The 24,491-nt window shown below is 66.5% G+C and carries 24 protein-coding genes; 13 read left to right on the top strand and 11 right to left on the bottom strand.

Annotated features, from left to right (window positions below; translation table 11 throughout):
- The first annotated feature begins 57 nt into the window (after window positions 1-57).
- The 6 genes from QN239_RS09750 to QN239_RS09725 are packed head-to-tail and all read left to right on the top strand — an operon-like array spanning window position 58 to window position 4,833.
- Window positions 58-717, top strand: a complete 660-nt coding sequence (locus tag QN239_RS09750; protein ID WP_499009898.1) for a TetR/AcrR family transcriptional regulator — start codon at window positions 58-60, stop codon at window positions 715-717.
- Complete coding sequence (locus tag QN239_RS09745; RefSeq protein ID WP_499009897.1) at window positions 717-1,610, top strand: ABC transporter ATP-binding protein; 894 nt, start codon at window positions 717-719, stop codon at window positions 1,608-1,610. The genes QN239_RS09750 and QN239_RS09745 overlap by 1 nt, the downstream gene beginning before the upstream one ends.
- Window positions 1,611-1,639: 29 nt before the next feature.
- Window positions 1,640-3,265 carry an ABC transporter permease gene (locus QN239_RS09740; RefSeq protein WP_499016686.1) on the top strand — a complete coding sequence of 542 codons (1,626 nt, stop codon included), beginning with the start codon at window positions 1,640-1,642 and terminating at the stop codon, window positions 3,263-3,265.
- Between the two features lie 10 nt (window positions 3,266-3,275).
- Entirely contained in the window at window positions 3,276-3,950 is a 675-nt protein-coding gene (locus QN239_RS09735) for a methyltransferase family protein (protein ID WP_499009895.1), read from the top strand.
- A gap of 41 nt (window positions 3,951-3,991) precedes the next feature.
- A complete protein-coding gene (locus tag QN239_RS09730; protein ID WP_499009894.1) occupies window positions 3,992-4,189 on the top strand; it encodes a hypothetical protein in 198 nt (65 codons plus the stop codon).
- Window positions 4,190-4,239: 50 nt separating this feature from the next.
- Entirely contained in the window at window positions 4,240-4,833 is a 594-nt protein-coding gene (locus tag QN239_RS09725; RefSeq protein WP_499009892.1) for a DUF4126 domain-containing protein, read from the top strand.
- 15 nt (window positions 4,834-4,848) lie between these two features.
- Here the strand turns inward: QN239_RS09725 and QN239_RS09720 are convergent, their stop codons facing one another.
- Both QN239_RS09720 and glgC read right to left on the bottom strand, forming a co-directional pair.
- A complete protein-coding gene (locus tag QN239_RS09720; RefSeq protein WP_499009890.1) occupies window positions 4,849-6,036 on the bottom strand; it encodes a diguanylate cyclase domain-containing protein in 1,188 nt (395 codons plus the stop codon).
- Between the two features lie 41 nt (window positions 6,037-6,077).
- Window positions 6,078-7,292 carry a glucose-1-phosphate adenylyltransferase gene (gene glgC / locus QN239_RS09715; protein ID WP_090363567.1) on the bottom strand — a complete coding sequence of 405 codons (1,215 nt, stop codon included), beginning with the start codon at window positions 7,290-7,292 and terminating at the stop codon, window positions 6,078-6,080.
- 142 nt (window positions 7,293-7,434) lie between these two features.
- On the opposite strand from glgC, the gene glgA reads away from it, so the two are divergent.
- Window positions 7,435-8,637 (top strand): glycogen synthase, encoded by a 1,203-nt coding sequence (gene glgA / locus QN239_RS09710; protein ID WP_499009888.1) that lies wholly within the window; start codon window positions 7,435-7,437, stop codon window positions 8,635-8,637.
- 34 nt (window positions 8,638-8,671) lie between these two features.
- On the opposite strand, the gene QN239_RS09705 is transcribed toward glgA, so the two are convergent.
- From QN239_RS09705 to log, 7 genes are all read right to left on the bottom strand, one after another.
- Window positions 8,672-8,842, bottom strand: coding sequence for a DUF3117 domain-containing protein (locus QN239_RS09705; protein WP_018598966.1), 171 nt, complete (start codon window positions 8,840-8,842; stop codon window positions 8,672-8,674).
- Window positions 8,843-8,996: 154 nt separating this feature from the next.
- On the bottom strand, window positions 8,997-9,572 hold the full coding sequence (locus tag QN239_RS09700; protein WP_499016684.1) for a DNA-3-methyladenine glycosylase I: 576 nt from the start codon (window positions 9,570-9,572) through the stop codon (window positions 8,997-8,999).
- Between the two features lie 5 nt (window positions 9,573-9,577).
- Entirely contained in the window at window positions 9,578-9,931 is a 354-nt protein-coding gene (locus tag QN239_RS09695; protein WP_090363564.1) for a DivIVA domain-containing protein, read from the bottom strand.
- Window positions 9,932-9,988: 57 nt separating this feature from the next.
- Window positions 9,989-10,930: a glucosyl-3-phosphoglycerate synthase gene (locus QN239_RS09690; RefSeq protein ID WP_090363563.1), complete on the bottom strand. Its 942-nt coding sequence runs from the start codon at window positions 10,928-10,930 to the stop codon at window positions 9,989-9,991.
- Window positions 10,927-11,802, bottom strand: a complete 876-nt coding sequence (gene folP / locus QN239_RS09685) for a dihydropteroate synthase (RefSeq protein ID WP_090363562.1) — start codon at window positions 11,800-11,802, stop codon at window positions 10,927-10,929. The genes QN239_RS09690 and folP overlap by 4 nt, the downstream gene beginning before the upstream one ends.
- A 74-nt stretch (window positions 11,803-11,876) precedes the next feature.
- Window positions 11,877-13,649: a long-chain-acyl-CoA synthetase FadD6 gene (gene fadD6 / locus QN239_RS09680; protein ID WP_499009886.1), complete on the bottom strand. Its 1,773-nt coding sequence runs from the start codon at window positions 13,647-13,649 to the stop codon at window positions 11,877-11,879.
- Between the two features lie 11 nt (window positions 13,650-13,660).
- On the bottom strand, window positions 13,661-14,224 hold the full coding sequence (gene log, locus QN239_RS09675; RefSeq protein ID WP_267294784.1) for a cytokinin riboside 5'-monophosphate phosphoribohydrolase: 564 nt from the start codon (window positions 14,222-14,224) through the stop codon (window positions 13,661-13,663).
- Between the two features lie 47 nt (window positions 14,225-14,271).
- Here log and QN239_RS09670 point away from each other — a divergent pair, with 47 nt between their 5' ends.
- The 5 genes from QN239_RS09670 to QN239_RS09650 all read left to right on the top strand — a co-directional run bounded on the left by QN239_RS09670 (window position 14,272) and on the right by QN239_RS09650 (window position 20,745).
- Window positions 14,272-15,444: a hypothetical protein gene (locus tag QN239_RS09670; protein WP_499009884.1), complete on the top strand. Its 1,173-nt coding sequence runs from the start codon at window positions 14,272-14,274 to the stop codon at window positions 15,442-15,444.
- A gap of 9 nt (window positions 15,445-15,453) precedes the next feature.
- Window positions 15,454-16,206, top strand: a complete 753-nt coding sequence (locus QN239_RS09665; RefSeq protein WP_499009882.1) for a type VII secretion target — start codon at window positions 15,454-15,456, stop codon at window positions 16,204-16,206.
- A gap of 321 nt (window positions 16,207-16,527) precedes the next feature.
- A complete protein-coding gene (locus QN239_RS09660; RefSeq protein ID WP_499009880.1) occupies window positions 16,528-17,298 on the top strand; it encodes a hypothetical protein in 771 nt (256 codons plus the stop codon).
- On the top strand, window positions 17,295-18,422 hold the full coding sequence (locus tag QN239_RS09655) for an ESX-1 system-associated protein (protein ID WP_499009879.1): 1,128 nt from the start codon (window positions 17,295-17,297) through the stop codon (window positions 18,420-18,422). The genes QN239_RS09660 and QN239_RS09655 overlap by 4 nt, the downstream gene beginning before the upstream one ends.
- Window positions 18,423-19,401: 979 nt before the next feature.
- Complete coding sequence (locus QN239_RS09650; RefSeq protein ID WP_499009877.1) at window positions 19,402-20,745, top strand: EspK C-terminal domain-containing protein; 1,344 nt, start codon at window positions 19,402-19,404, stop codon at window positions 20,743-20,745.
- Here the strand turns inward: QN239_RS09650 and QN239_RS09645 are convergent.
- Together QN239_RS09645 and dapE are read right to left on the bottom strand one after the other, a co-directional pair.
- The gene (locus QN239_RS09645) at window positions 20,729-22,276 is read right to left on the bottom strand and encodes an ABC-F family ATP-binding cassette domain-containing protein (protein WP_499009876.1); all 1,548 of its coding nucleotides are present in this window, start codon (window positions 22,274-22,276) and stop codon (window positions 20,729-20,731) included. The two genes, QN239_RS09650 and QN239_RS09645, sit on opposite strands and share 17 nt — an antisense overlap.
- 82 nt (window positions 22,277-22,358) lie before the next feature.
- Complete coding sequence (gene dapE, locus QN239_RS09640) at window positions 22,359-23,426, bottom strand: succinyl-diaminopimelate desuccinylase (RefSeq protein WP_499009875.1); 1,068 nt, start codon at window positions 23,424-23,426, stop codon at window positions 22,359-22,361.
- A 34-nt stretch (window positions 23,427-23,460) separates the two neighbouring features.
- Here dapE and dapD point away from each other — a divergent pair, with 34 nt between their 5' ends.
- A complete protein-coding gene (dapD, locus tag QN239_RS09635; protein WP_499009873.1) occupies window positions 23,461-24,405 on the top strand; it encodes a 2,3,4,5-tetrahydropyridine-2,6-dicarboxylate N-succinyltransferase in 945 nt (314 codons plus the stop codon).
- The last annotated feature ends 86 nt before the right edge of the window (window positions 24,406-24,491 follow it).

Genomic DNA, 24,491 nt, shown 5'->3' with positions numbered 1-24,491 from the left:
ATTCCTGACGGCGCCGACCCTTGACGTCGCACTGAACATGCGTTTAGCGTACTGAACATGCGTTCAGTCGACGATCTGACGGCGGCGGCCCGAATCCGCGACGCCGCGATCGACCAGTTCGGTCAGCACGGCTTCGGCACCAGCGTGCGGGCCATCGCCACCGCGGCGGGTGTGAGCCCCGGCCTGGTGATCCATCACTTCGGCTCCAAAGACAAGCTGCGCCAGGCGTGCGACGACTACGTCGCCGAGTCGATCCTGGAAGCCAAGACCGAATCCATCCAGAGCACCGACCCGGCGAGCTGGTTCGCCCAGATGGCCGAGATCGAGTCGTTCGCGCCCGCGATGGCGTACCTGGTGCGCACCATGCAGAGCGGCGGTGAACTGTCGAACAAGTTGTGGCGCAGGATGATCGACAACGCCGAGCAGTACATCGAGGAGGGCGTTCGAGCCGGCACCGTCAAGCCGAGCCGCAACCCTAAGGCGCGCGCCAGGTTCCTGGCCATGGCCGGCGGCGGTGGATTCCTGATGTATCTCCAACTGCACGAGAACCCGACCGATCTGCGCAGGGTTCTGCACGAGTACGCCCAGGACATGGTGCTGCCCGCCCTCGAGGTCTACACCCAGGGCCTGCTCACCGACTCCACCATGTACGACGCGTTCGTCGCACAGGACGAACAGGGACTGCCCATCGCCACATCTCCGGAAGGAAGCGCATGATGACGCCGAACGCCATCGAAATACAGGGTCTGGTCAAGAGTTTCGGCGCCGCCCGCGCCCTGGACGGACTCGATCTCACCGTCGCCGCCGGGGAGGTGCACGGCTTCCTCGGCCCGAACGGGGCCGGTAAGTCCACCACCATCCGCACCCTGCTCGGTCTGGTCCGCGCTGACGGCGGCACCGTGCGGCTACTCGGTGGCGACCCGTGGGCCGACGCCGTCGAACTGCACCGCGATATCGCGTACGTGCCCGGCGATGTGACACTGTGGCCGTCACTCACCGGCGGCGAGACCATCGATCTGCTGGCCCGGATGCGCGGCGATATCGATGCCGGCCGGCGTGCCGACCTGATCGAGCGGTTCGCCCTGGACCCGACGAAGAGGGCCCGCACCTACTCGAAGGGCAACCGGCAGAAGGTGTCGCTGATCTCCGCGTTCGCCTCCCATGCCCGGCTGTTACTGCTCGACGAACCCAGCAGCGGTCTGGACCCCTTGATGGAGAACGTCTTTCAGCAGTGTGTGCGCGAGGCCAACGACCGTGGGACCACCGTGCTGCTGTCCAGCCACATCCTGGCCGAAACCGAGGCCCTGTGCGACCGGCTCACCATCATCCGGGCCGGACGCACCGTCGAGACCGGCACGCTGGACTCGATGCGGCACCTCTCCCGCACCTCGATCACCGCCGAGATGATCGGCAATCCCGGCGATCTCAGCCGCATACCGGGCGTCGAGGACATCAGCATCGACGGCACCACGCTGCGCGCGCAGGTCGACAGCGCGAGCATCGGTCAGGTGATCAAGGCGCTCGGCGATGCCGGAGTGCGCAGTCTGGTGAGTCAGCCGCCGACCCTGGAAGACCTTTTCCTGCAGCACTATGACGTGGTGCACTCATGAGCCAGCGAGAAGCCGAAAGCGGATCGCGCATGACCGTGGCCTTGCTGGACCGACCTGCCGTCAGGTCCTCCAACTTCACCGGAACAGCTGGGCTGCTGCGCCTTTACCTGCGCCGGGACCGGGTGGCGCTGCCGTTGTGGGTGCTACTGCTGTCGGTGCCGCTGGCCAGCGTCTATGTCGGCAGCACCGAGGCGGTCTACCCCACCGCCGCCGACCGGGCCGCGTTCGCCGCCACCATCATGGCCAGCCCCGCCCAGCGTGCGCTCTACGGCAACATCTACAACGAGTCGGTCGGCGCGGTGGGTGTCTGGAAAGCCGGGATGTTCCACCTGCTGATCGCGGTGGCGGCGATTCTCACCGTCATCCGGCACACCCGCGGTGACGAGGAATCCGGCCGCACCGAATTGCTGGACTCCACCGCCGTCGGGCGCTACGCCGGGCTGACGGCGGCACTGCTGCTCACCGGTTCGGCGACGGTCTTGACCGGCGTCCTGGCTGCCGCCGGCCTGCTCACCCTCGATATCCCACCGGCCGGCTCGATCGCCTTCGGTATCACGCTGGCCGCATCCGGTCTGGTGTTCACCGCCGTCGCAGCCGTCACCGCGCAGTTGTCATCGAGCGCCCGGTTCGCCCGTGGCGCAGCGTTTTCCGTCCTCGGCGCGGCCTTCACCCTGCGCGCGGTCGGCGATGCGTCGAGCCCTGAGGGCGGTCTGCTGAGTTGGCTGTCACCGCTGGGTTGGTCGCTGCAGGTGCGGCCGTTCGCCGGTGACCGGTGGTGGGTGCTGCTGCTGCATCTGACGCTCGCGGCCGTGCTCGTCGTCGTGGCCTATCGGCTGCTGGCGCACCGCGACGTGGGCGCCGGGCTGTTCGCCGAGCGCCCGGGCTCGGCCACGGCCGGGACCACCCTGAGCGGGCCGCTCGGATTGGCGCTTCGCCTGGACCGCGGTGCCCTGCTGCTGTGGACCGTCGGCCTGTGCCTGTACGGCTTGATCATCGGCAGCGTGGTGCACGGGATCGCCGACGAGGTCGGCAACAGTGCCGTGGCGCGAGATGTCGTCGTACGACTCGGCGGAAGCTCCGCGATGGAGGAGGCGTTCGTCGCGGTGGCGTTCAGCATGCTCGCCATGATCGCGTCCGCGTTCGCGATATCGCTGACGCTGCGCTTGCATCAAGAGGAGTCTGACCAGCACGCCGAGACGGTGCTGTCCGGCTCGGTGAGCCGGACCCGTTGGCTGGCGAGTCATCTGATGCCGGCCCTTCTCGGGTCCGCCGGCGCCCTGCTGCTCGCGGGTGTGGTGGCAGGGGTGACCTATGGGGCGGCGGCCGGTGATATCGGCGGCAGGCTCGGCACCGTGCTCACCGCCGCAGCGGTGCAACTGCCCGCGGTGTGGCTGCTCGTGGCCGTCACCGTCGCATTGTTCGGACTCGCACCGCGTTTCGCCCCGTTGGCCTGGGGTGTGCTGATCGGATTCATCGCGCTGTTCCTGCTCGGCTCGCTGTCGGGGTTCCCGCAGCTGCTGCTTGATCTGGAGCCGTTCGCCCACATCCCGCGGCCCGGCGCCGTCACGGCCACCCCGCTGCTGTGGCTCCTGGCGATCGACACGGCACTGATCGCCGTCGGGGTCGCCGCGTTCCGCCGTCGTGATCTGCGTTGAGGAGGGCGTCATGAAGGTGTTGTGGCAGGCCCTGGTCTCCGGATTCTTCGGCCTGGTGTTCTTCGGTGTGCTGTTGTTCCTGCCGGCGGGCACGTTGAACTATTGGCAGGCTTGGGTTTTCATCGCGGTATTCATGGCCACCACGCTGGTGCCGAATGTCTATCTCGCCGTGAAGAACCCGGCCACCCTGGCCCGGCGGATGCACGGCGGCCCGACTGCCGAGACGCGGCCGGTGCAGAAGGTCATCATCACGGCGACATTCGCGTCCGTCGTGGTGATGACGGTGGTGAGCGCGCTGGATCACCGGTTCGGCTGGTCACATGTACCGACGGCGGTGGTCATCCTGGGCAATGTTCTGGTGGTGGTGGGACTGGTGCTGGCCCAGGCGGTCGTGCTGCAGAACAACTTCGCCGGGGCGAGTATCCGGGTCGAGGAGGAGCAGCCACTGGTCTCGACGGGCCTGTACAGGGCGGTGCGCCATCCCATGTACTCGGGAGCACTGATCATGATGTTCGGCACCCCGCTGGCCCTGGACTCCTACTGGGGTGTGCTGGTCACGGCCCTGGCGGTGCCGATCCTGGTGGTGCGGATCCTCGATGAGGAGTCCCTGCTGCGCACCGAACTGGCCGGCTACCCCGAATACTTGGACACCGTTCGTTACCGCCTGGTGCCCCATGTCTGGTGAGGAATGTCTGGTGAGCGCCCCCACCGACCTAGGATCAGGTCATGCCCAGCCCGCACGCAATGCCATGTCCAGGTGCCGGCAAGAGCTGGACGGTCGACATGGCCGGAAACCCGGTCTGCCCACGCTGCCGGTGCGCACTGAGCACCGTCGCAGGCAAGGGCCGCACCCCACGCAATACGCCGAAAGTCCCGCCGCATGACCGGCCGCGCAGCGACGACCACAAGCAGCGGCGGAAGTGAGCTTCTGCCCAGTCCACTGAATCGGCCGGACCGAGCCGCATACTGACGGTGTGGAGCTGCTCACCGGATTCGGGCTGGCAACGGCCGCGGGGCTGAACGCCTACATCCCGCTGCTGGCACTCGGCCTCTTGTCGCGGTTCACGGACCTGGTGAGGCTGCCGGCCGGCTGGTCCTGGCTGGAGAACGGCTGGGTACTGGCGATCGTCACGGTGCTGCTGGTGATCGAGGTCATCGCCGACAAGGTGCCGGCGCTGGACTCGGTCAACGACACCATCCAGACATTCGTGCGGCCCACGTCCGGCGGCATCGTCTTCGGCTCCGGCACTGCGGCGCAGACCGCTGCAGTGACCGACCCCGGCACGCTCGCCGGTTCGGGTCAATGGGTGGCAGTGGTCATCGGTGTGGTCACCGCGCTGATCGTGTCGCTGACGAAATCCGCCGTGCGTCCGGTCGCCAACATCGGCTCGGCCGGGATGGCCGCCCCGGTGCTCAGTACCGCCGAGGATGTCGTCAGCGTCGGGCTGGTGTTCAGCGCCATCCTGGTGCCGGCGTTGGTTCTGGTGGCGTTGGTCGCGGTGGCTGTGGTGATCATCCAGGTGTGGCGGTGGCGACGCCGGCGCAAGAACGCCGCCGACATCCGCTGATTCACGCCCCGGCGGTCACCGGGATTCGGCGATGCGATAACCGTTGCTCCCACACGCCTTCGCCTCGTACATGGCTCGGTCCGCGGCACGCAGGATGTCCTCACCCCCGGCGATCGAACCCACCGCAGCGGCGATCCCGATACTCAGGCCCACACTGCCGGACCAGTCGGCGATCGTCATCGGGGCGGAAGCCGCTTCGATGACCTGTTGCGCCAGCACCACAGCCGAATCGAGCACCGGCGGGTCGGCGACGTGGATGATGACGAACTCGTCGCCGCCCCGTCGCGCCACGGTGTCCGCGGGGCCCACACACGACACCAGCCGGCTGCCGATCGCCGCCAGCACCCGGTCACCCACCTCGTGCCCGAATGCGTCGTTGATCTGTTTGAATCCGTCGAGATCGACGCAGAGCACGGCGAAGCCGTTACCGTCCCGCGCGCGTTCGATGTGTGCGGTCAACCGCTCGTACAGCAGTGCACGATTCGGCAGTCCGGTCAAGCCGTCGTGGTAGGCGTGGTGGACCAGCTCTGTTTCGAGCTCCTTGCGACGTGAGGTGTCCCGTACCGACACCACATAGCCGTCGCGCTGACCGGTGGTCGGGTCGTGGGTGACCCTGACGAAGGCTTCCAGCCACACCCAGGAGCCATTCTTGTGACGCATCCGGTGTTCGGTGACGAAGCTGTCGAGGTGGCCGTCGCGCATGGCCAGCATCTGCCGTCCGAAACCCTCGACGTCGTCGGGATGGGTGATCTCGCTGGCGCGATTGCCCACCAGCTCATGGGCGTCGTAGCCGAGCAACGTGCGGATCGAGGGTGACACGTACCTGCGGACCCCGTCGAGGCTGCCCCGGATGAGCGTGTCGGCCGAGTTCTCCGCCACCAGTCGGTACAACGCCGTGTCGCTCTCCTGCTGCAGGTGCAGCGATGCCAACAGACCGAAGTCTTCGAGTTGGGCACGGAGCCCGGCGGTGTTGGCACGCGGGTGGGGATCGGCGACCCACAGCACCCCCACCAGCTCAGCGCCGTGGTGTAACGGGACCGCAGCGACGAACCGGGCGTCCGGGAAGACACTCATCGCCGGATGGGCGAGGACGCGCGCGTCCTCGATGAAAAGCGGGGTGCCCGAAGGCGGCCAGAGGGAACGCGGAATCGCGGTGTCGTCGCCACAGATCAACGCATCCCGGCACTCCAATGCGGCCCGCACGCTACGGCATATCGCGTCGAAGAACGGCGACTCCAAAGCCGTCAGATCCAGACGCCCTTGCCCACGGCGACGACTCCCCCGGAGCTGATCGAGAAACGCTCGCGGTCCTTGTCCAGGTCCACCCCGACCATCTCGCCCGGCCCGACGACGACGTTCTTGTCCAGGATCGCGCGACGGACCACGGCGCCGCGTCCGATCCGCACCCCGGGCATCAGCACGCTGCCCTCGACAATGGCGCCGTCATCGATGGCGACATTGGACGACAGCACCGAATTACGCACCGAGGCCGCCGAAATGATGCTGCCCGCGCCGACGACGGACTCCTGGGCCGATCCGCCGTTGACGAACTTCGCCGGGGCCAGGTTCTCCGAGCCCCCGCGGATCGGCCAGCGCTTGTTGTAGAGGTTGAAGATGGGGTGCACCGACACCAGGTCCATATGGGCGTCGTAGAACGCATCCAGGGTGCCGACGTCACGCCAATAGCCGTGGTCACGCTCGGTGGCTCCGGGCACCTCGTTGTCATTGAAGTCGTAGACGGCGGCCATCCCGTCGGACACCAGGCGCGGGATGATGTCGCCGCCCATGTCGTGATCGGAGTGGTCGTCCTCGGCATCGGCGCGGATGGCGTCGATCAGCACCTTGGTGGTGAAGATGTAGTTGCCCATCGACACGAAGGTCTGCTCCGGGTCGTCCGGCGTGCCCGGCGGGTCGGCCGGTTTCTCCACGAACTCGCGGATGCGCCCCGACTCGTCGGCGTCGATGCAACCGAAGGCCGACGCTTCCGCACGCGGGACCCGGATGCCGGCGACGGTGGCACCCGCACCGCTTTCGATGTGGAAGCGCAGCATCTGCTCGGGATCCATCCGATAGATGTGGTCGGCGCCGAACACGACCACATAGTCGGGATCCTCGTCGTAGATGAGGTTCAGCGATTGCAGGATCGCGTCGCCGGAGCCTGTGTACCACCGGGGGCCGAGCCGTTGCTGGGCGGGCACGGGGGTGATGTACTCACCGGCCAGCCCGGACAACCGCCAGTTCTGCGATATATGACGGTCAAGTGAATGCGACTTGTATTGCGTGAGAACACAAATCCGCAGGAACCTGGCGTTGACCAGGTTGGAGAGTACGAAATCGATGAGCCGGTACGAGCCACCGAAGGGCACCGCCGGTTTGGCCCGGTCGGCTGTCAACGGGTATAGCCGTTTCCCCTCTCCGCCCGCCAGGACGATGCCCAGCACGTGTGGCGCTTCCCTCATGCTTGTCAACCTATCGGCGATACTGCACCAGGGCCAGCCAATCGCCCCCATTTGATGCATGTCGGTCAAGACAATTCGTTATTCCCCAAAAACGTTGACCGCAATCATGCGCGCCGAACGGCGGCCTACTACCGTGCACACCATGCGGGTGGCCATGATGACACGGGAGTATCCACCTGAGGTGTACGGCGGCGCCGGCGTACACGTCACCGAACTCGTCACCCAACTCAGACACCTGTGCGAGGTCGATGTGCACTGCATGGGTGCACCACGCGACACCGCCATCGTGGCGCAGCCCGACCCGGCGCTCACGTCCGCCAATGCCGCGCTGTCGACGCTGTCGGCGGATCTGGTCATGGCGAACAACGCCGGCCTACCCGGACAGGCGGCAACGGTCGTGCATTCGCACACCTGGTACACCGGGATGGCCGGGCATCTGGCCGCGCTGCTGCACGGCGTCCCGCACGTGCTGACGGCGCACTCGCTGGAACCGTTGCGACCATGGAAGGCCGAACAGCTCGGGGGCGGCTACCGGGTGTCGTCCTGGGTGGAGAAGACCGCGATCGAGGCCGCCGACGCGGTGATCGCCGTCAGCTCCGGGATGCGTAACGATGTGCTGGCCACCTACCCGGCGCTGGATCCCAGCCGGGTGCATGTGGTGCGCAACGGGATCGACACGACGGTCTGGTATCCGGTCGCGAGCGTAGGGAGCGGTTCCGCTGGAGCGCCCGACCCAGAGGGGTCGGTGCTGGCCGAACTCGGGGTCGACCTGTCCAAGCCGATCGTCGCGTTCGTCGGCCGCATCACCCGGCAGAAGGGCGTCGCCCATCTGGTCGCCGCGGCCCACGACTTCGCCCCGGACGTGCAACTGGTGTTATGTGCCGGTGCGCCGGACACGCCGGAGATCGCTGCCGAGATCAGTACCGCTGTCCAGGAACTCGCCGCCAGTCGGACCGGGGTGTTCTGGGTACGCGAGATGCTGCCGATCGGCAAGATCCGCGAAATACTCTCGGCGGCATCGGTTTTTGTCTGCCCGTCGGTGTACGAGCCACTGGGCATCGTGAACCTCGAAGCGATGGCGTGTGCGACGGCTGTGGTGGCCTCCGATGTGGGCGGCATCCCCGAGGTGGTCGCCGACCACCGCACCGGCCTGCTGGTGCACTACGACGCGCAGGACACCGCATTCTTCGAGCGGCGACTCGCCGACGCGGTCAACACCCTGGTGGCCGACCCCGAGCGGGCACGCGACTATGGCGCCGCGGGACGGCAGCGGTGTATCGAGGAGTTCTCCTGGGCTCACATCGCCGAGCAGACCCTGGAGATCTACCGCAAGGCGCAGCGCTGAACCCTCGGGGTCAGCGCCGCGGCCTGGCGGGGGCCTAGCTGCTGGTCACGCCTTTGAGTTCGTCGCCCAGGGCGGCGGCCTCATCCGGGGTGAGTTCGACGACCAATCGACCACCACCCTCCAGTGGTACTCGCATCACGATGCCGCGCCCCTCTTTGGTCGCTTCCAGTGGACCGTCACCGGTCCGGGGCTTCATCGCCGCCATCGTGTGCTCCCTCCGCGTGAGCCGGCCCGCGTGGGCGGACCCGTTCGTGGCCGGCAGCAGCCGACCCAAGTTTGGTACTGAACTCACCCTATTGTTCCCTATCCAACCGCGTCGGTGTGAAAAGACCCGGCGATGGCACCAGACCGAGACCAGTTCAGGTGGCTGTGGACACCCAGCAGGAGGCGATGTGGTCGTCCACCATGCCGGTCGCCTGCATCAGTGCGTAGGCCGTCGTCGGCCCGACGAACCGGAACCCGCGGCGCTTGAGTTCCTTGGCCATTGCCTTGGACTCGGGGGTGACGGCGGGCACCGAGGACATGTCCGCGGGCCGGGTGCGCGACTCCGGCGCAAACGACCACAGCAGATCGGCGAACTCGATATCGAGGTCGGCGACCGCCCGGGCGTTGGCGATGGTCGCCTCGATCTTGGCTCGGTTACGCACGATGCCCTCGTCGGTCAGCAGACGCTCGACATCGCGTTCGGTGAAGCGGGCCACCTGCGCCACGTCGAACTTCTTGAACGCTCGGCGGAAGTTGTCCCGCTTGCGCAAGATGACCAGCCAGGACAGCCCGCTTTGGAAGGCCTCCAAGCTGACCCTCTCGAACAGTGCGGCCGAATCATGTACCGGCTGCCCCCATTCGGTGTCGTGATACTCGCGGTAGAGCACCGAGTCGGGCTTGGAATCCGTTGGCGCCCAGCCACACCGGATGCGACCGTCCTCGTGGAGCAGATCGCTCACGATTCCTCGGCGCGGGCGTGCGCCGCCTCATGCTCGGCAGGTTCGCGCTCCTCGGCGATCCCGTACGCGGCCCGGACCGCGGCCAATTCGCCGCGCACCAGATCGAGTTCGGCACCCAACCGCTCGAGCACCCAGTCGACCTCACTGGTCTTGTAGCCACGGAAGGTCTGTGTCAGCTTGACCGCGTCGACGTCGGCGCCGGTCACCCCCGACGCCGGCAGCACGGTCGCGGTGGTGCCCCGCGGAAGCGGGGGCAGCGATTCACCGCGACCGAACAGCACACTGCCCAGGGCAAACAACACCACGCCGACGAGGACGAGCACGACCAGGTACAGCAGGATCAGGGTCACGCCTCGATTTTGCCCTAACCCACCGACAACCTCGCCGCGGCGGGCGCGACTCAGAGATCAGGGACGCAGCGTGTTCATCGGCGGCCTGTCCTCCAGGGACACCGAGGACGTGCGCGCCGTGTAGTCGTCGCCGTCGGCGAAGAACTGGGTCAGCCCGACGCCGGAGTCCGGGATGCCGCAGCGCGACAACAGGGTGGCGATCACCTGCCGGCTCATCGCGGCGAGCTCGGTGAGCGGGCGGTTGCGGTGCGTGCGCACCCCCAGATTGACCTGAGCGATGGCGTCCAGGCCCAGCTTGTCGTAGGTGTCGACCAGCAGGCCGATCTCCACCCCGTAGCCCGGCGCGAACGGCACCGAGGTCAGCAGCTCGCGGGTGCCGGCGTACTCGCCGCCCAGTGGCTGCAGCAGGCACGTCAGCTCCGGGCGCAACGCGGCCAGCAGCGGCCGGGCGACCAGCTCGGTGACACGGCCGCCGCCGTTGGCGTCCTCGGCACCGCTGACCTTGAGGGGGCGCCGGTAGAAGCCCTTGACCAGGTGTACCCCGTCGGCGGTGAGCAGTGGTCCCAGCAGCTTGGGCACGAACATCGGGTCGGGATCGATCAGGTCGGAGTCGACGAACGCGATGATGTCGCCGGTGGCAGCGGCCAGCGAGCGCCACAGCACCTCACCCTTGCCCGGCTGCGGTTCGACCTCCGGCAGCGCGGTTTCCCGGCTGATCACCCGCGCTCCCGCGGCGACGGCCCGGATCTCGGTGTCGTCGGTGGACCCGGAGTCCAGCACGATCAGCTCGTCGATCAACCCGCCCAACAGCGGCGCGATGGTCTCGACCACCGAGCCGACGGTGTCCTCCTCGTTCAGAGCCGGTAGCACCACCGAAACCGTGCGGCCGGCTTTGGCGGCCTCCAGTTCGGCGATCGTCCACATGGGTCGACTCCAGCTGTGATCGGTGAGCCATTGGTGGCCGGTGATTCCGGTGGCCAGGTCGGGCGTCAAGGTCATGCCAGTCCCCTCACGGTCCGCGTCGGTGGACGCTCCCCTTTGATCGACGCGACCATTTCCAGTACGCGCCGAGTGGGTCCCACCTCATGCACCCGGAACATCGCGGCACCGTCGGCGGCCGCCAGGGCGGTCGCTGCCAGTGTGCCCTCCAGGCGCTCTGTGAGGCCCACACCCAGAGTCTCCCCGACAAAATCCTTGTTACTCAGGGCCATCAGGACCGGCCATCCCGTATTTACAAGATCTTTTACCTGGCGCAACAAACTAAGGCCGTGGTAAGTGTTTTTGCCGAAATCGTGCGTCGGATCGATCAGAATCGCGTCTTTTGCGACGCCGACGGCTACCGCGTGTTCGGCCGCCGCGGTCACCTCGGCGATCACCGCGTCCACGACGCCACGCTCGCTGATGCCGTAGTTCACCCGGAACGGCCTGGTCCGCGGCGTCGCGCCGCCGGTGTGTGAGCACACCAGCCCCGCGCCGAACTCCGCGGCGACCTCCGGCAGGCCGGGGTCGGCCCCGGCCCAGGTGTCGTTGATGAGGTCCGCTCCGGCCGCGCAGGCCTGCTTGGCGACGCTGGCCCGCCAGGTGTCGACGCTGATCAATTGATTCGGGTACGCGCCGCGCAGCCATTCGATGAACGGCACGACGCGGGCGATCTCCTCGTCGGCGTCGACGGTGCTGCCGGGGCCCGCTTTCACCCCACCCACGTCGATGACGTCGGCACCGTCGGAGATGACGCGATGCGCCGCGTCTTTCGCCGCCTGGTCATCGAAGGTGGCCCCGCGGTCGTAGAAGGAGTCCGGGGTGCGGTTGACGATGGCCATGATCATGGCCCGGTCGCCGGCGACCGGTCTGCCGAGAAACGTCGACTGCACGTCACCAGGCTAGCGTTCGGCGATTTCGGCGCGCTCGCGTCCGCTGGGCGAACGCCAGCGCGCCGAAATCGTCACTACTTGGGGCGTTTGCCGTCCCTCACCTCGTCGGTGTAGCCGTCGTAGAACGGTACATAGCCTTCGTCGCGGCCGGCCAGGACGTAGATCGGGTCGGTGATATCGGGGCCGTAGCCTTGCTTGCGCAGCTCGACCTTCTGGCTCTTGAACGTCGAGGTGTGCGCGAGTTCCTTGACCAGACGCGCGAACAGCGGCACCGCGTAGGACGGCAGGTTCGCGTACGCGGCCTTGGCCAGGGCGGCGCCGTCGAATTCGGCACCCTCCTTGAGCTGCACCGCGACCATGCCGGCACGCCCACCGCAGCCGGGCACCTCCACGCCGAACACCGTCGCCTCCTCGATCTGCGCGTCGGCGGAGATCGCGGCTTCCACCTGGGTGGTCGCCACGTTCTCGCCCTTCCAGCGGAACGTGTCACCGAGCCGGTCGGCGAACGCGGCGTGGCCGAAGCCCTGAGACCGCATCAGGTCACCGGTGTTGAACCAGACGTCGCCGTCCTTGAAGGCATCGCGGACCAGCTTCTTCTCGCTGGCCGACTTGTCGGTGTAGCCGTCGAACGGCTGCAGGCTGGACACCTTGCTCAGCAGCAGACCCGGCTGGCCACGCTTGACCTTCCGAAGTCGGCCGTCGGAGCCGCGGGCGGGCTCGCCGGTGTCCAGGTCGTATTCGACGAACGCGACCGGGCTGGGGCAGATGCCGGTGGTCTTGTCGACGTTGAAGACGTTGACGAACGCGGTGTTGCCTTCACTCGCGGCGTAGAACTCGCACACCCGCGGGATGCCGAACCGCTCGGTGAACTGGTCCCAGATGGCCGGGCGCAGCCCGTTGCCGCCGATGACGCGGATCTTGTGCGCCCGGTCGGTCGGCTTCGGCGGCTGGTTGAGCAGGTAGCCGCAGATCTCGCCGATGTAGACGAACGAGGTGGCGTCGTAGCGGATGACGTCATCCCAGAACCGCGAAGCCGAGAAGGACTTGCCCAGGGCGAGGGCCGCGCCGGCGTTGATCGCCGATCCGGTGGCCACCGTCAGCGCGTTGTTGTGATAGAGCGGCAGGCAGCAGTACAGGGTGTCACTGCTGTTCAGGCGCAGTCCGAGACCGCCGAAACCGGCGAGGGCCCGCAGCCAGCGGTAGTGGGTCATCACGCTGGCCTTGGGCAGACCCGTGGTGCCCGAGGTGAAGATGTAGAAGGCCTTGTCCTTGGCCAGCACCGCGGAGGTGATGGCCGGGTTGGTGGTGGGCGCGGTGAGTGACAGCTGCCGCAGGTCGTCGATGGTCAGCAGGCCCTCGGGCTCGGCGCCGCTCTCCCCGATCGGGTCGATGAGATCGTTCTCGGCGACGACGGCCCTCGCGTTGAGCAGGCCGAAGCTGTGTGCCAGCACGTTGCCGCGCTGGTGGTAGTTGAGCATGCCGGCGACCGCACCGCATTTGACGGTGGCCAGCATCAGGAGCACCGCGTCCGGTGAGTTGCGCAGCATGATCCCGACGACGTCGCCGTGCCCCACGCCCTTGGCGGCCAGCACGGCGGCATACCGGTTGACGGTCTCGTTGGCCTGCCGGTAGGTGATCTGCTGGTCCTCGAACTTGAGGAAGACCTTGTCTGCGTATTGGGCGGCGCGGTCCTGGAAAACTTTGCCGATGGACGTCTTGGCCGTCGGCCGCGCACCGAACCCGGTCACCAGCCCGCGCACGATGGCGGGGGCGTCGGCCAAAAACCCTGGTAGCTGCGTGGCGATGTCAAGCAGTCCGACGCTGGTGCGGGATGTGTCGTCACTCATGAGCGTCAACCCTAGTGAGGGATCTCACCGGGAGCACATGCGGCCATCGCCGCATCGACGTTGTTAACCACCACCAAGCGGTCCAGCGCGGTGGCACCCACGTATCCGGTGTCGACCAGGCTGCGCAGCCAGGTGAGCAGGCCGTCATAGTGGCCGAGCGGATCCAGCATCACGATCGGCTTGTGGTGCATGCCGAGATAGCCAGCAGTCCACGCCTCGAAAAATTCTTCGAGTGTGCCGATACCGCCGGGCAGGGCGATGAACGCGTCCGCCCGGTCCTCCATGACCTGTTTGCGCTCCCGCATGGTGTCGGTGACGATCAGCTCGTCCGCCTCGACGTCGGCGAGTTCGCGGTGCACCAGCGCCTTGGGGATGACGCCGATGGTGCGGCCGTTGTGCTGGCGCGCGGCGTCGGCCACCGCCCCCATGGCCGAGACGTTGCCCCCGCCGGAGACCAGCGTCCAGCCGCGGTCGGCGATCGCATGCCCCACGTCGGAGGCGAGTTTGAGCAGTTCCGGGTGCTTAGGGCCGGAGGCGCAGTACACGCACACCGCCCAGGAAGGGGTTTCGGCCACGAGGCAAAACGTTACCGACGGTCCGGCGTCCGCCATACACTGCGGCTGTGCCCGATGGTCCCGCCGACTCGTTGACGGAGCGATTGGCGCGGGCTCAGGTGCTCGCCTGGCAGGGCCGCGGGCGCGATGCCGACGAGGTGCTCGCAGCGGTGGACCCGACCACGTTGAGCGAGACCGACCTGATGGCCTGGGCGCTGCCGCGGGCGGCCAACCAGTTCTGGATGCTCGATGAGCCCGAGCGGGCGACGGCGTTCCTGCGGGCTCTGCGCGGACGGGTGTCCTCCGATGCGACGGTGGACGCACTGCTGGGCACGTTCGCGATGAACGCCGGGGATCTGCATCGAGCGCGGGAACTGTCGGCGTCGGTGCTGGCCTCCGCCACCGCCACCGATCAGGCGGTCGGTTGGGCCGCGTCGGCCGCGGCGCTGGCGCATGCGCGGATGGGTGAGTTCGGGCCGGTCGACGAGTTGGCGAATCGTGCTGTCGCGGCCGGGCATCCCGGACTGCTGCGCTACACCTCCGGCTACGGGCAGGTCCTTGCAGCCGTCTTCCGCGGTGACCTGGACGGGGCCGAGTCACTGGCTCATGAGTTGCGCGCCGAGACGGGACCGGGCCAGGCGATCGGGCAATTGTTGATCGCGGAAGTGTCCACCTTTCGCGGCGATCTGGATGACGCCGTCGGTTTGTTGCGTTCCGCTGCAGACAGTTTGGCGCCGACCGGCTATTCGTGGACCCCGCTGGCGTGGATGTTGTTGGCGCAGACTCTCGGTCAGCAAGGTTCGACGGTGGCCGCGGCAAAAGCCCTGGGGCGGGCGGAATCCCGGCATGGATTGAAGTCGATGCTGTTTGCGCCAGAGCTTGCCCTGGCCCGGGCCTGGACCTGCTGGGCGCGTAAGGATTCCCTCGGCGCGGTCGGGGCAGCCAGGGAGGCTTTCCGTGCGGCCGAACGTAGCGGGCAGTCCGCCGTGGCGTTACGCGCGGTGCACGATGCGGTGCGGTGCGGAGACGCCCGGGCGGTGTCATCCCTTGACGGCCTGCCGGTTGAATGTGTCTTCGCGCGGGTGACGGCGTCGCACGCGCGGGCGTTGGCCGCGCGCGACGCGATCGGGCTGGCCGGGGTGGCCGAGGAGTGGCAGCAACTCGGGTTCGGCGCGGCCGCGGCCGACGCGGCACGCCAGGTCGAGGAATTGGTGCCCGATCACGGTGAAGCACCCCAATAGGATTGGCAGATGACCACGGACCCGTTTGATGTCCAGACGGACGGGGTGTTGCATTTCTCGCAGGCTCACTCCGACGTCGCTGCGGGTTTGTCCGGGCTGGGTGATGCGGACGGAAACGGTGTCGAGACCAGCCATGGGCCCATCGCGTCGGCGGTGAGTACCGCGTTGGCCGGCGTGCTGAACGGTCGGCAGGACAGCTTCGGGGTGACATCGGCGACCGCCAGCACCATTTCGGATCTGCTGCAGAAGGCGGCACAGGCGTACGCCCGCGGCGACGAAGAGGGTGCCGAACGGTTCAAAGCCGCGGCGGACGTGTTGGAGGGCAAGGACTCCCCCGGCCGAGGCGGTGGTTCCGCGGCCGCCGGACCTGCGGGCGCCGGCTCTGGGGGCGCCGGCGCAGACATGATGGGCCAGATGGGGCAGGTGCTGGGCCAGGTCGGCCAGCAGGTGGGGAAGATGGCGCAGTCGATCGCCCAGCCGCTGCAAGGTCTCGCCCAAGGGTTGCAGCAGATTCCGCAACAGATCATGCAGGGTGTGCAGCAGGCATCGCAGGCAGCCTCGGATGTTGGTGTCCGTCCCGAGGACAAGGATGAGAAGGACGCCCGTCGTCTGGCGGACAAGCCCAAAGACGATCGCGAAAAAGATCGTGACGAATCCGAGCCGCATGCCGAGGCCGGGTCGTCGACGCCGCCCGAACGTGCGCCGGTGGAGGCTCCCGCTCCGAAGCAACGTCCCGCGGCCACTCATCCGCAGGCAGATTGAGCATTGCCACTGCAATAGATGCTCTCCGGTGTTCAGCAGCAACTTCGACAGAGGCACAGACGTCTCAGCAAACGCATCGCGTTTAACGCAGGCGATCCTCGTCGCTTCGTATGACTAACCAATGCGGCGCGTCACGTTGTGGCAGCAACTTGGTGACGGCCAGGACCGCTCCCAAATATCCGCACTTCCACCATTTCAGCGTTGGGTAGGGTTTTAGCTGAGGTATGCGGAGGGGATTGTCGATGCTGGTTGAGCCCATGGGGCCACACCGAGCCGCGGGGGTTTCGGGGGGCTGCGCCACGGCCGAGGAATCGGGCGGTCATGGCGCCTGAAAACCTGAAGGTCGATACGACTGCGTTGTCCCGCGCGGGGGATAACTTCCTGACTGCGTCCAATGCCATCCCGCAGGCGCCGGCGGGCTACACACCCAGCGGGTCCGATCCCTTGTCGATGGCGATCGCGGCCGTGGCCCCGCAGTTTCTGGCCCCGATCGTCTCTGGGTTGCCGCTGTTGAAGGCCGAGACCAATCAGTTCGCACAGAACATCAAGACCGTCGCCGAGCGCTACGCAGCAACCGATGCGCAGTTGCACAGCAAGCTCTCGTCTCAGGTTGGTGGTTCCGGCGGCGGAGGTGGCACTGGTGGAGGTGGTGGTGCTGCGAGCGCCGCGTCCGGAGTGGCTGCCGGTGCGGGCGGATCGGCATCTGGTGCGGCGTCCCAGGGCGCCGGTCAGCTCGGCCAGATGATGCAGATCCCGATGCAGATCGCGAGCCAGGCAGCGCAAGTTCCCCAGCAGGTGATGGGAATGGCGGGGTCGTTGCCGCAGACCGCGATGCAAGGCGTGCAGCAGGTCGCCGAACAGGTCAGCCAGGTCGCAGGCAAGGTCGGCGGTTCCGAGAAGCCGGACGACAAGCCGGTGGAAGAAAAGGACCGCGAGGGTAGGCACCGGCGCGAAGACTCTGAGGAGGAATCCGCCGGGCCCGCGGCCGGTGCAGCGCCGGGGGCCACCCCGTCCGAACGGGTACCCGACGCCGTCCGCGGGGATGCCCACCGTCACGCGTCATCGCGCCAATCGCCGGAGAGTGTTCTGTGACTCAGCCTCCCCCACCACCCAGCGGTCCCTGGGGTCCTCCCGGTGGCTATCCCGGCGGTGCCCCAGGCCCGCAATGGAATCCCCAACAGGGATGGCCGCAGACACCGCCGCCCGCACCCAAGCGCGGCTTGGCGAAATGGATCATCGGCGCGGTGGCCCTGGTCGCGGTCATCGCGGTGACCGCCGTCGTCGCCGTGTCCTGCACCAAGAGCAGCGGCGGGTCCGACAAGCCAACCGCCGCACCCACAACAAGCGGTGCACCGACGTCCGATTTCGCGAGTGCGAATGACACCGGGCCGGTGTCGGTGATCACCGAAGATCCGTCGTGTGCACCGTGGATGCCGATTCTGAATACGCTCGCAGATAGTCAGAAAAACGGTTGGGACCAACGGGACCCATCTATACCCGCCGACCTGTGGGACCAGACAATACGCACGCAGTTTCAGACCGTCGGGACTGCTATGCGCAACGCCAGTGATCAGGCGGTAGCTATAGTAAAGATCACCAAACATCGAGTCATGCGCGAGCTCTACCAGCAGTTTATTGCCTACGCACGCGCATACGCGGACAGTATCAATACATACACTGCAAATGACGACCAATTGGCACTTACTGCAATTGGCGCTGGCGAAGTCCTGAGCAATATTTGCCAGGCAATCACTTACGGCTCCGCCGCCGCACGCGCGCCCCTGACGCCTTCGGCAGAAGCACCGACACATACAGTCGAACTCGGGAGTGCCGATAACCCCAAGCGATTCCTGTTGACCCACGACCCTGTTTGCAGCCAATGGGAAGCCGCTCAGAAGGCGCACGATGCAAACCCGGCTTTCACCGAGTGGATCAAGACAGATTCCAATCCACCCGCCAGCCAGTGGACACCGGAACAACGGGCGGCAACCGATGCAGTTATTCCCGTAATGACCGCTTGGGCGGATCAGATGGAGGAACTAGGGCGCAACAGCTCTAACCCGACATTCCAGGACATTGCAATGCTCGGAGCGGTTTATCAAAGAGCGTACATACAAGCACTTTCCACATACACGAAAGCAGATTACAGCCTCTATCAAGTAGCTTTATTGAGCCCTGGAATAATTCTTGGAGCCTGTCGGACTTCCGGAGCCTGAGCTCATGAGTACCGATAAACCGACGGGGCCTTATGCAGATCGCTTGACGCAAGATGGCGGATGGCCGGACGCCAACGAGGACTTCCTCTATGGTTCAGGGACAGCATTTATACAAGCGCTCCAAGACCTAACCTTCAATGCCCTCGAACCATGGGAACGCGAGCGTGGCGAGACCTTTGGAGGTGATATCTGGAGCGGAGGCGCCGCGAATTCAGCAAGCGAGAAGGCAGCTACGCGTAGCAGTAATTTCCGCGAGCTACAAGAGCGCATTGTAGCCACTGCAACATGGTACAACCACGTGGCAGGCACGGTGGCCGACACCAAAGCAAAGATTACAAAGAATGTCCACGATGCTCAGCGCATTATTAGCGAAATTGAGTCCACTGATGATTCAGATATGGACGCGATAGAAAAGCAGAATGCCATAGACGCCGTCCTAGCTGGCTATCATGCTTTGAACGCAGGCACTGTAGTAGCCGCGGCTGCCCAAGTTCCAACCTTCAGCGGCTGGAAACCTCCCGCGAATGCCCTTGACCAATTGCTTAGCCGAAAAGTCCCCCCTCCCGAGGGGTCACCCTCCGATACTAATCAGGCACCATCAAACGGGTCGGTGCCGCCAGCCCCCCGGCAGTCGCAAGGTGGAAGCTACCAACCAAGTGCGAACGCTGCTGTATCCCCGCCTGCCCACTCGACGTCCAGTGCACCCGGAGGCCCCCCCGAAAACGCATCTCCGCAAGGCGGAAGTCCCCAACACAACGTAAGTACCCCGGCACCCCAACCGACCTCAGCCGAAGCTCCGCCCTCAGCGCCGCTGGGGATCCCAGCCACGCCTCAGGGAGGTGGCGCACAACAATCCGCGACTGCGCCCGTACCGACCCCGAATTCGCCCTCTCCACCACTCGGTCGCGGACCTTCATCAGTTTCTGGAAGTTCGCCGGCGGCCCCACCTTTCCCTTCGCTCAGCGGCAGCCAGCCAAGCATGCCTGGCGCACCCGGCACCCCAGGCGGGCCCGGCGGATCCCCGACCTCGCCCCTGTCCTCCACCACCGGCACCGGAAGTCCCAGCAGCCCGACCCCCGCTCAGACCGGCCAAGGCGCCCAAGGCCCGCAGGGCGCGCAAGCGCCTAAGCCCGACTCACTCAGCGGCGCAACGGGTCCCAAGACCACCGGCATGCAGGCACCGGTCCAGCCACCGCCTGCTCCGCTGGGCAACGCGACCCCATTCACCCCGCCCGCCGCGCCGATCGAGCAGACCGCCGCCACCAGTTCGCCGACGGCACCCGCCGCCACGCATCCCGCTGTCCCCAGCGGCAATGTCGCGCCGCCGTCCGCGCCCTCGTCCGCTCCGGCCTCGCCGACTCCTCCGATGCCACTGGGCGCACCTGCCACCCCACCACCGGCCGCACCGGTACCACCCACAGCAGGACCACCGGTCATTCCCGCAGCGACATCGTCCGCCCAAGGCGGAGGTGCCGCAGCAGCTCCGATTCCGGTGTCCGCGGCCCGCGCCGAACGCGATCTGGCAGCAGCATCCGCCGCGGCCGGCGCGCTGAAGCGCAAGACCGGTGGAAGCGACCCCGTGAGCGTGGCCCGCCGCATCGCCGCCGCCCTCAATGCACCAGATATGTCGCGGCCCAACGATATCGGCTTCTTCTGGCTGGTCGCCCTCACCGCCGACGATACGATCGTCGTCGCCAACAGCTACGGCATCGCCTACATACCAGACGGTGTGAACCTTCCCGAGCAGGTCAAGATGGTCAGCGCCGACACCGCCATCCCCGCTGCTGAGCGTGGCCGATGGGCCACCTATCCCGTTGCCGCACTGACGGCTTGGGCCCAAGCACACGAAACGACATTGCGCGCGGTGATCGGCACCACGACCCACCTCGAAGGTATCGACCCCGGTGCGCACAAGATCCTTCTCGAGGACGACGACATCCCGCCGAGCGGAAAGATGACCGGGCGCGACCGACTACAGATCAGCTTCCCCGACGCCGCAACCAAACTCGCCGCGGTCAAGGATCCAGATCTCATCGCCCAACTCCCACCCGCACAAGCAGACAGCACACCTCCCGCCAACGAGACCTTCACGCTGTGGTTCGACGTGATGCAACCCTTGATGAGCGCGGCCACTGGACGAGAGATCGCTCACCTCAACGCCTTTGCGCTCTACGCCGCACACTCAGCCGACCTCGCACTCTACCGCGCCCACAACGCCGCCGAAACCGCCGACCAACGAGCAGCCATCACCGACTGGCTCTACTGGCTACACCAGTACGATCTACTCACCGAGGCCCAGGCCAACGTCACCGCGAGGGCGTAAGCACCCCTCGGTCCAACACCAACGTCCGCTGCACCGCGATATTGTCCAGGAACCGCCCATCGTGGCTGACCACGACGAAAGCACCGCGGTAGGCGTTCAACGCGGATTCCAATTGCCCGATGCTGACCAGGTCGAGGTTGTTGGTCGGTTCATCGAGCAGCAGAAGCTGCGGCGCAGGTTCGGCGAACAGCACGCACGCCAGTGTTGCCCGCAATCGTTCACCGCCGGACAGCGCACTCACCGGCAAGTCCACCACGTCACCACGAAACAAAAACTGCGCCAGCAGATGCCGCCGCCGCGTCACCGACATCGCGGGTGCAAAGGCCGTCAACGACTCCAGGACCGTCGACGACGGATCCAGCAGATCCAAACGCTGCGACAAATAGGCGACCGGCACCTGAGCGCCCGCCACCACCAACCTCAGCAGTGTCGATTTTCCGGATCCGTTCGGGCCCGTCAGCGCAATCCGCTCGGGACCACGGATATCCAACGACACCCCGTTGAAAACCGCAGATCGTAACCCGAACTCGGAGAACAGCACCCGACCGGCAGGCACCTCCGTGGCGGGCAGATGAAGCGCCAGCACATCGTCGTCACGCACCGCCCGCTCAGCCTCATCCAGCCGTAACCGCGCACCATCCACCCGTCGACTGTGTATATCGTCCGAACGCCCCGCCGAGTCTTCAGCACTGCGTTTGCGTTTTCCGGCAAGGATTTTCGGCAGCCCCGCATCCTTGGCGTTGCGCGCGGCGTTCGACGCTCGCCGGTCCGCGCGCTCGCGCGCCTCCTGCATCTGGCGTTTCTCCCGCTTGAGCAGCTGCTCGGCGTTGCGCAGATTGCCCTCGGCCACCCGCTGCGCGTCAGCGACAGCCGACTCGTAGGCGGTGAATCCGCCGCCGAACATCGACACCGCACCGGCACGCAACTCGGCGATCGCGTCCATCCGGTCCAACAGCTCACGATCATGACTGACGACGACCAGCACACCACCGAACCCGTCCAGCGAAGAGTAAAGCCGTTGCCGTGCTGAGGAATCCAGGTTGTTGGTCGGCTCGTCGAGCAGCAGCACATCCGGCCGCTTCAACAGTTGGGCAGCCAGCCCGAGCGACACCACCTGTCCACCCGACAGCGTGCTCAGCGGGCGGTCCAATTCGAGATCCCCCACCTGTGCCCGCAACCGTTCCTCGATATCCCAATCGTCGCCGATCGCGGCGAATACCGCCTCGCTCGCGTCGCCGGCAGCCAAGGCATCGAGTGCCGCCAGAATCGTTGTGACGCCCAGGACATCGGCCACCGAATGATCGGCCAGGAACGGCAACTCCTGGGGCAGATAGCCCACCACACCATCGACGGCAACAGAGCCCGACGTGGGCGGCAATACCCCCGCGATCAGACGCAGCAGCGTGCTCTTACCGGCGCCGTTGGGCGCCACCAGCCCAGTGCGGCCTTCCCCAACCGAGAAGGACAGATCGGTGAACACCGGGGTGCCATCGGGCCAGGCGAACGAAAGATGCGAGCAGACAATTGACATGCGCGAACTCCAAAGATGACGACGGCAAGGGACTACCTCGGTGTCATCGATTCACAGCACGAAAGTGATAGTACCGAGCCGATCAAGCGGTTAAATATGCCCGCAATGTCTCGGTGGTCGCGGTGATGGCCGCGAGGTCGACATGCTCGTCGACCTTGTGCGCCACGTTCGGGTCACCCGGACCGTAGTTGACGGCCGCTATTCCCAGTGCGGCGAACCGCGACACGTCAGTCCAGCCGTACTTGGCCCGGACCTGACCGCCGGCGGCCGCCACCAGCGACGCCGCCGCCGGATTGGCCAAGCCGGGCAATGCGCCGGCCGCTGCATCGGTAACCTCCAGCGCCACGTCCAGCCCGTCGAACACCTCACGGACGTGGGTCACCGCCTGCTCGACGCTGCGATCCGGCGCAAACCGGAAGTTCACCGTCACCGACGCCGCGTCAGGTATGACGTTGCCCGCGATCCCGCCGCCGATGCGCACCGCCGACAGCCCCTCCCGGTATACGCAACCGTCGATGTCGACACTGCGGGCCTGATACGCCCGCAGCCGCTCCAGCACCGCGCCGAGCTTGTGAATAGCGTTGTCTCCCAACCAGGAACGGGCACTGTGCGCGCGTGTGCCCGTGGCACTGACCACAACGCGGATGGTGCCCTGGCAACCGGCTTCGATGAATCCGCCCGACGGTTCACCCAAGATCGCGACGTCGGCGGCCAGCCAGTCGGGCAGTTCACGTTCGATACGGCCCAGTCCGTTCGCGCTGGACTCGATCTCCTCGCAGTCGTACATGACCAGGGTGATGTCGTGGCTGGGCTCGGTGAGGGTCGCGGCCAGATGGAGAAACACCGCATCGCCGGACTTCATGTCCGAGGTCCCGCAGCCGTACATCAGGTCGTCGACAACGCGACTGGGCAGGTTTTCGGCGGCAGGCACGGTATCGATGTGCCCGGCCAGCATGACCCGCGACGGCCGCCCCAGATGGGTCCGCGCCAGCACCGCGTCACCATTGCGAATGACCTCGAACCACGGCGCCTGAGCGCGTAAGGCGGCCTCGATCTCGTCGGCGATGCGCTGCTCATGGCGCGACTCGCTGGGAATGTCCACCAGTGCGGCGGTCAGCGCGATCGGATCAGCACGAAGATCTAGGGTCACAAGGCTCGAGGCTAGTCCAGTAACCTAGGCCAACGTGACTGCTGCATCTGGCTTCGGCCTGGCCACCATCGCCGCCGACGGAACCGTTCTGGACACCTGGTTTCCCGCTCCCGAATTGACCGGTGACGGGGCATCCGGGACGACGAGACTGTCGGTCGCCGAGCTCACCGACAACCTGGCCGAGCTCACCGGACCGGATGCCGACCGTGATGTCGAGGTGGTGGCGGTACGCACCACGATCGCCTCACTGGACGACGCACCCATCGACACGTACGACGCGTACCTGCGGCTGCATCTGCTCTCCCATCGGCTGACCAAGCCGCATGAGGCCAACCTCGACGGCATCTTCGGCCTGCTCACCAATGTGGTGTGGACGAACTTCGGCCCGGCTTCGGTCGACGGCTTCGAACTGGTTCGCGCCAAACTGCGCCGCCGCGGCGCCGTGACGGTGTACGGCGTCGACAAGTTCCCGCGGATGGTCGACTACGTGCTGCCCAAGGGCGTCCGCATCGCCGACGCCGACCGCGTCCGACTCGGCGCGCACCTGGCCGAAGGCACCACGGTCATGCACGAGGGCTTCGTGAACTTCAACGCGGGCACATTGGGCACCTCGATGGTCGAGGGCCGCATCTCCGCCGGCGTCGTCGTCGGCGACGGGTCCGACGTCGGTGGTGGCGCGTCGATCATGGGCACGCTGTCCGGTGGCGGCAAGGAAGTCATCTCGGTGGGCAAGCGCTGCCTGCTGGGTGCGAATGCCGGGCTGGGGATCTCGCTGGGCGACGACAGCGTCATCGAGGCCGGGCTGTACATCACCGCGGGAACCAAGGTCACCACGGCCGACGGCCAGACGGTCAAGGCCAAAGACCTCTCCGGCGGCAGCAACCTGCTGTTCCGCCGCAACTCACTCTCGGGTGCGGTCGAGGTCGTCAAGCGCGACGGCACCGGCATCACGTTGAACGAGGCGTTGCACGCCAACTAGCTTGGGGCCCATTCATCGGCACATCAGCGCGTGAGTTTGGTGCGCTGACACCCCGGATCGCCCCGGTACGCTGGATGTTTATGAAG

The organism is Mycolicibacterium sp. Y3 (assembly GCF_051188035.1).
Taxonomy (GTDB): domain Bacteria; phylum Actinomycetota; class Actinomycetes; order Mycobacteriales; family Mycobacteriaceae; genus Mycobacterium; species Mycobacterium fluoranthenivorans.
Note: the sequence above shows the minus strand (reverse complement) of the source record. Positions and strands in the feature narration are given on the sequence as shown.

Excerpts from the sequence above, each read along its gene's own strand:
- QN239_RS09750 (WP_499009898.1), top strand. The coding sequence starts at position 58 with ATGCGTTCAGTCGACGATCTGACGGCGGCGGCCCGAATCCGCGACGCC.
- QN239_RS09745 (WP_499009897.1), top strand. The coding sequence starts at position 717 with ATGACGCCGAACGCCATCGAAATACAGGGTCTGGTCAAGAGTTTCGGC.
- QN239_RS09740 (WP_499016686.1), top strand. The coding sequence starts at position 1,640 with ATGACCGTGGCCTTGCTGGACCGACCTGCCGTCAGGTCCTCCAACTTC.
- QN239_RS09735 (WP_499009895.1), top strand. The coding sequence starts at position 3,276 with ATGAAGGTGTTGTGGCAGGCCCTGGTCTCCGGATTCTTCGGCCTGGTG.
- QN239_RS09730 (WP_499009894.1), top strand. The coding sequence starts at position 3,992 with ATGCCCAGCCCGCACGCAATGCCATGTCCAGGTGCCGGCAAGAGCTGG.
- glgC (WP_090363567.1), bottom strand. The coding sequence starts at position 7,292 with ATGAGGGAAGCGCCACACGTGCTGGGCATCGTCCTGGCGGGCGGAGAG.
- glgA (WP_499009888.1), top strand. The coding sequence starts at position 7,435 with ATGCGGGTGGCCATGATGACACGGGAGTATCCACCTGAGGTGTACGGC.
- QN239_RS09705 (WP_018598966.1), bottom strand. The coding sequence starts at position 8,842 with ATGGCGGCGATGAAGCCCCGGACCGGTGACGGTCCACTGGAAGCGACC.
- QN239_RS09690 (WP_090363563.1), bottom strand. The coding sequence starts at position 10,930 with ATGACCTTGACGCCCGACCTGGCCACCGGAATCACCGGCCACCAATGG.
- fadD6 (WP_499009886.1), bottom strand. The coding sequence starts at position 13,649 with ATGAGTGACGACACATCCCGCACCAGCGTCGGACTGCTTGACATCGCC.
- QN239_RS09665 (WP_499009882.1), top strand. The coding sequence starts at position 15,454 with ATGACCACGGACCCGTTTGATGTCCAGACGGACGGGGTGTTGCATTTC.
- QN239_RS09660 (WP_499009880.1), top strand. The coding sequence starts at position 16,528 with ATGGCGCCTGAAAACCTGAAGGTCGATACGACTGCGTTGTCCCGCGCG.
- QN239_RS09650 (WP_499009877.1), top strand. The coding sequence starts at position 19,402 with ATGCCTGGCGCACCCGGCACCCCAGGCGGGCCCGGCGGATCCCCGACC.
- QN239_RS09645 (WP_499009876.1), bottom strand. The coding sequence starts at position 22,276 with ATGTCAATTGTCTGCTCGCATCTTTCGTTCGCCTGGCCCGATGGCACC.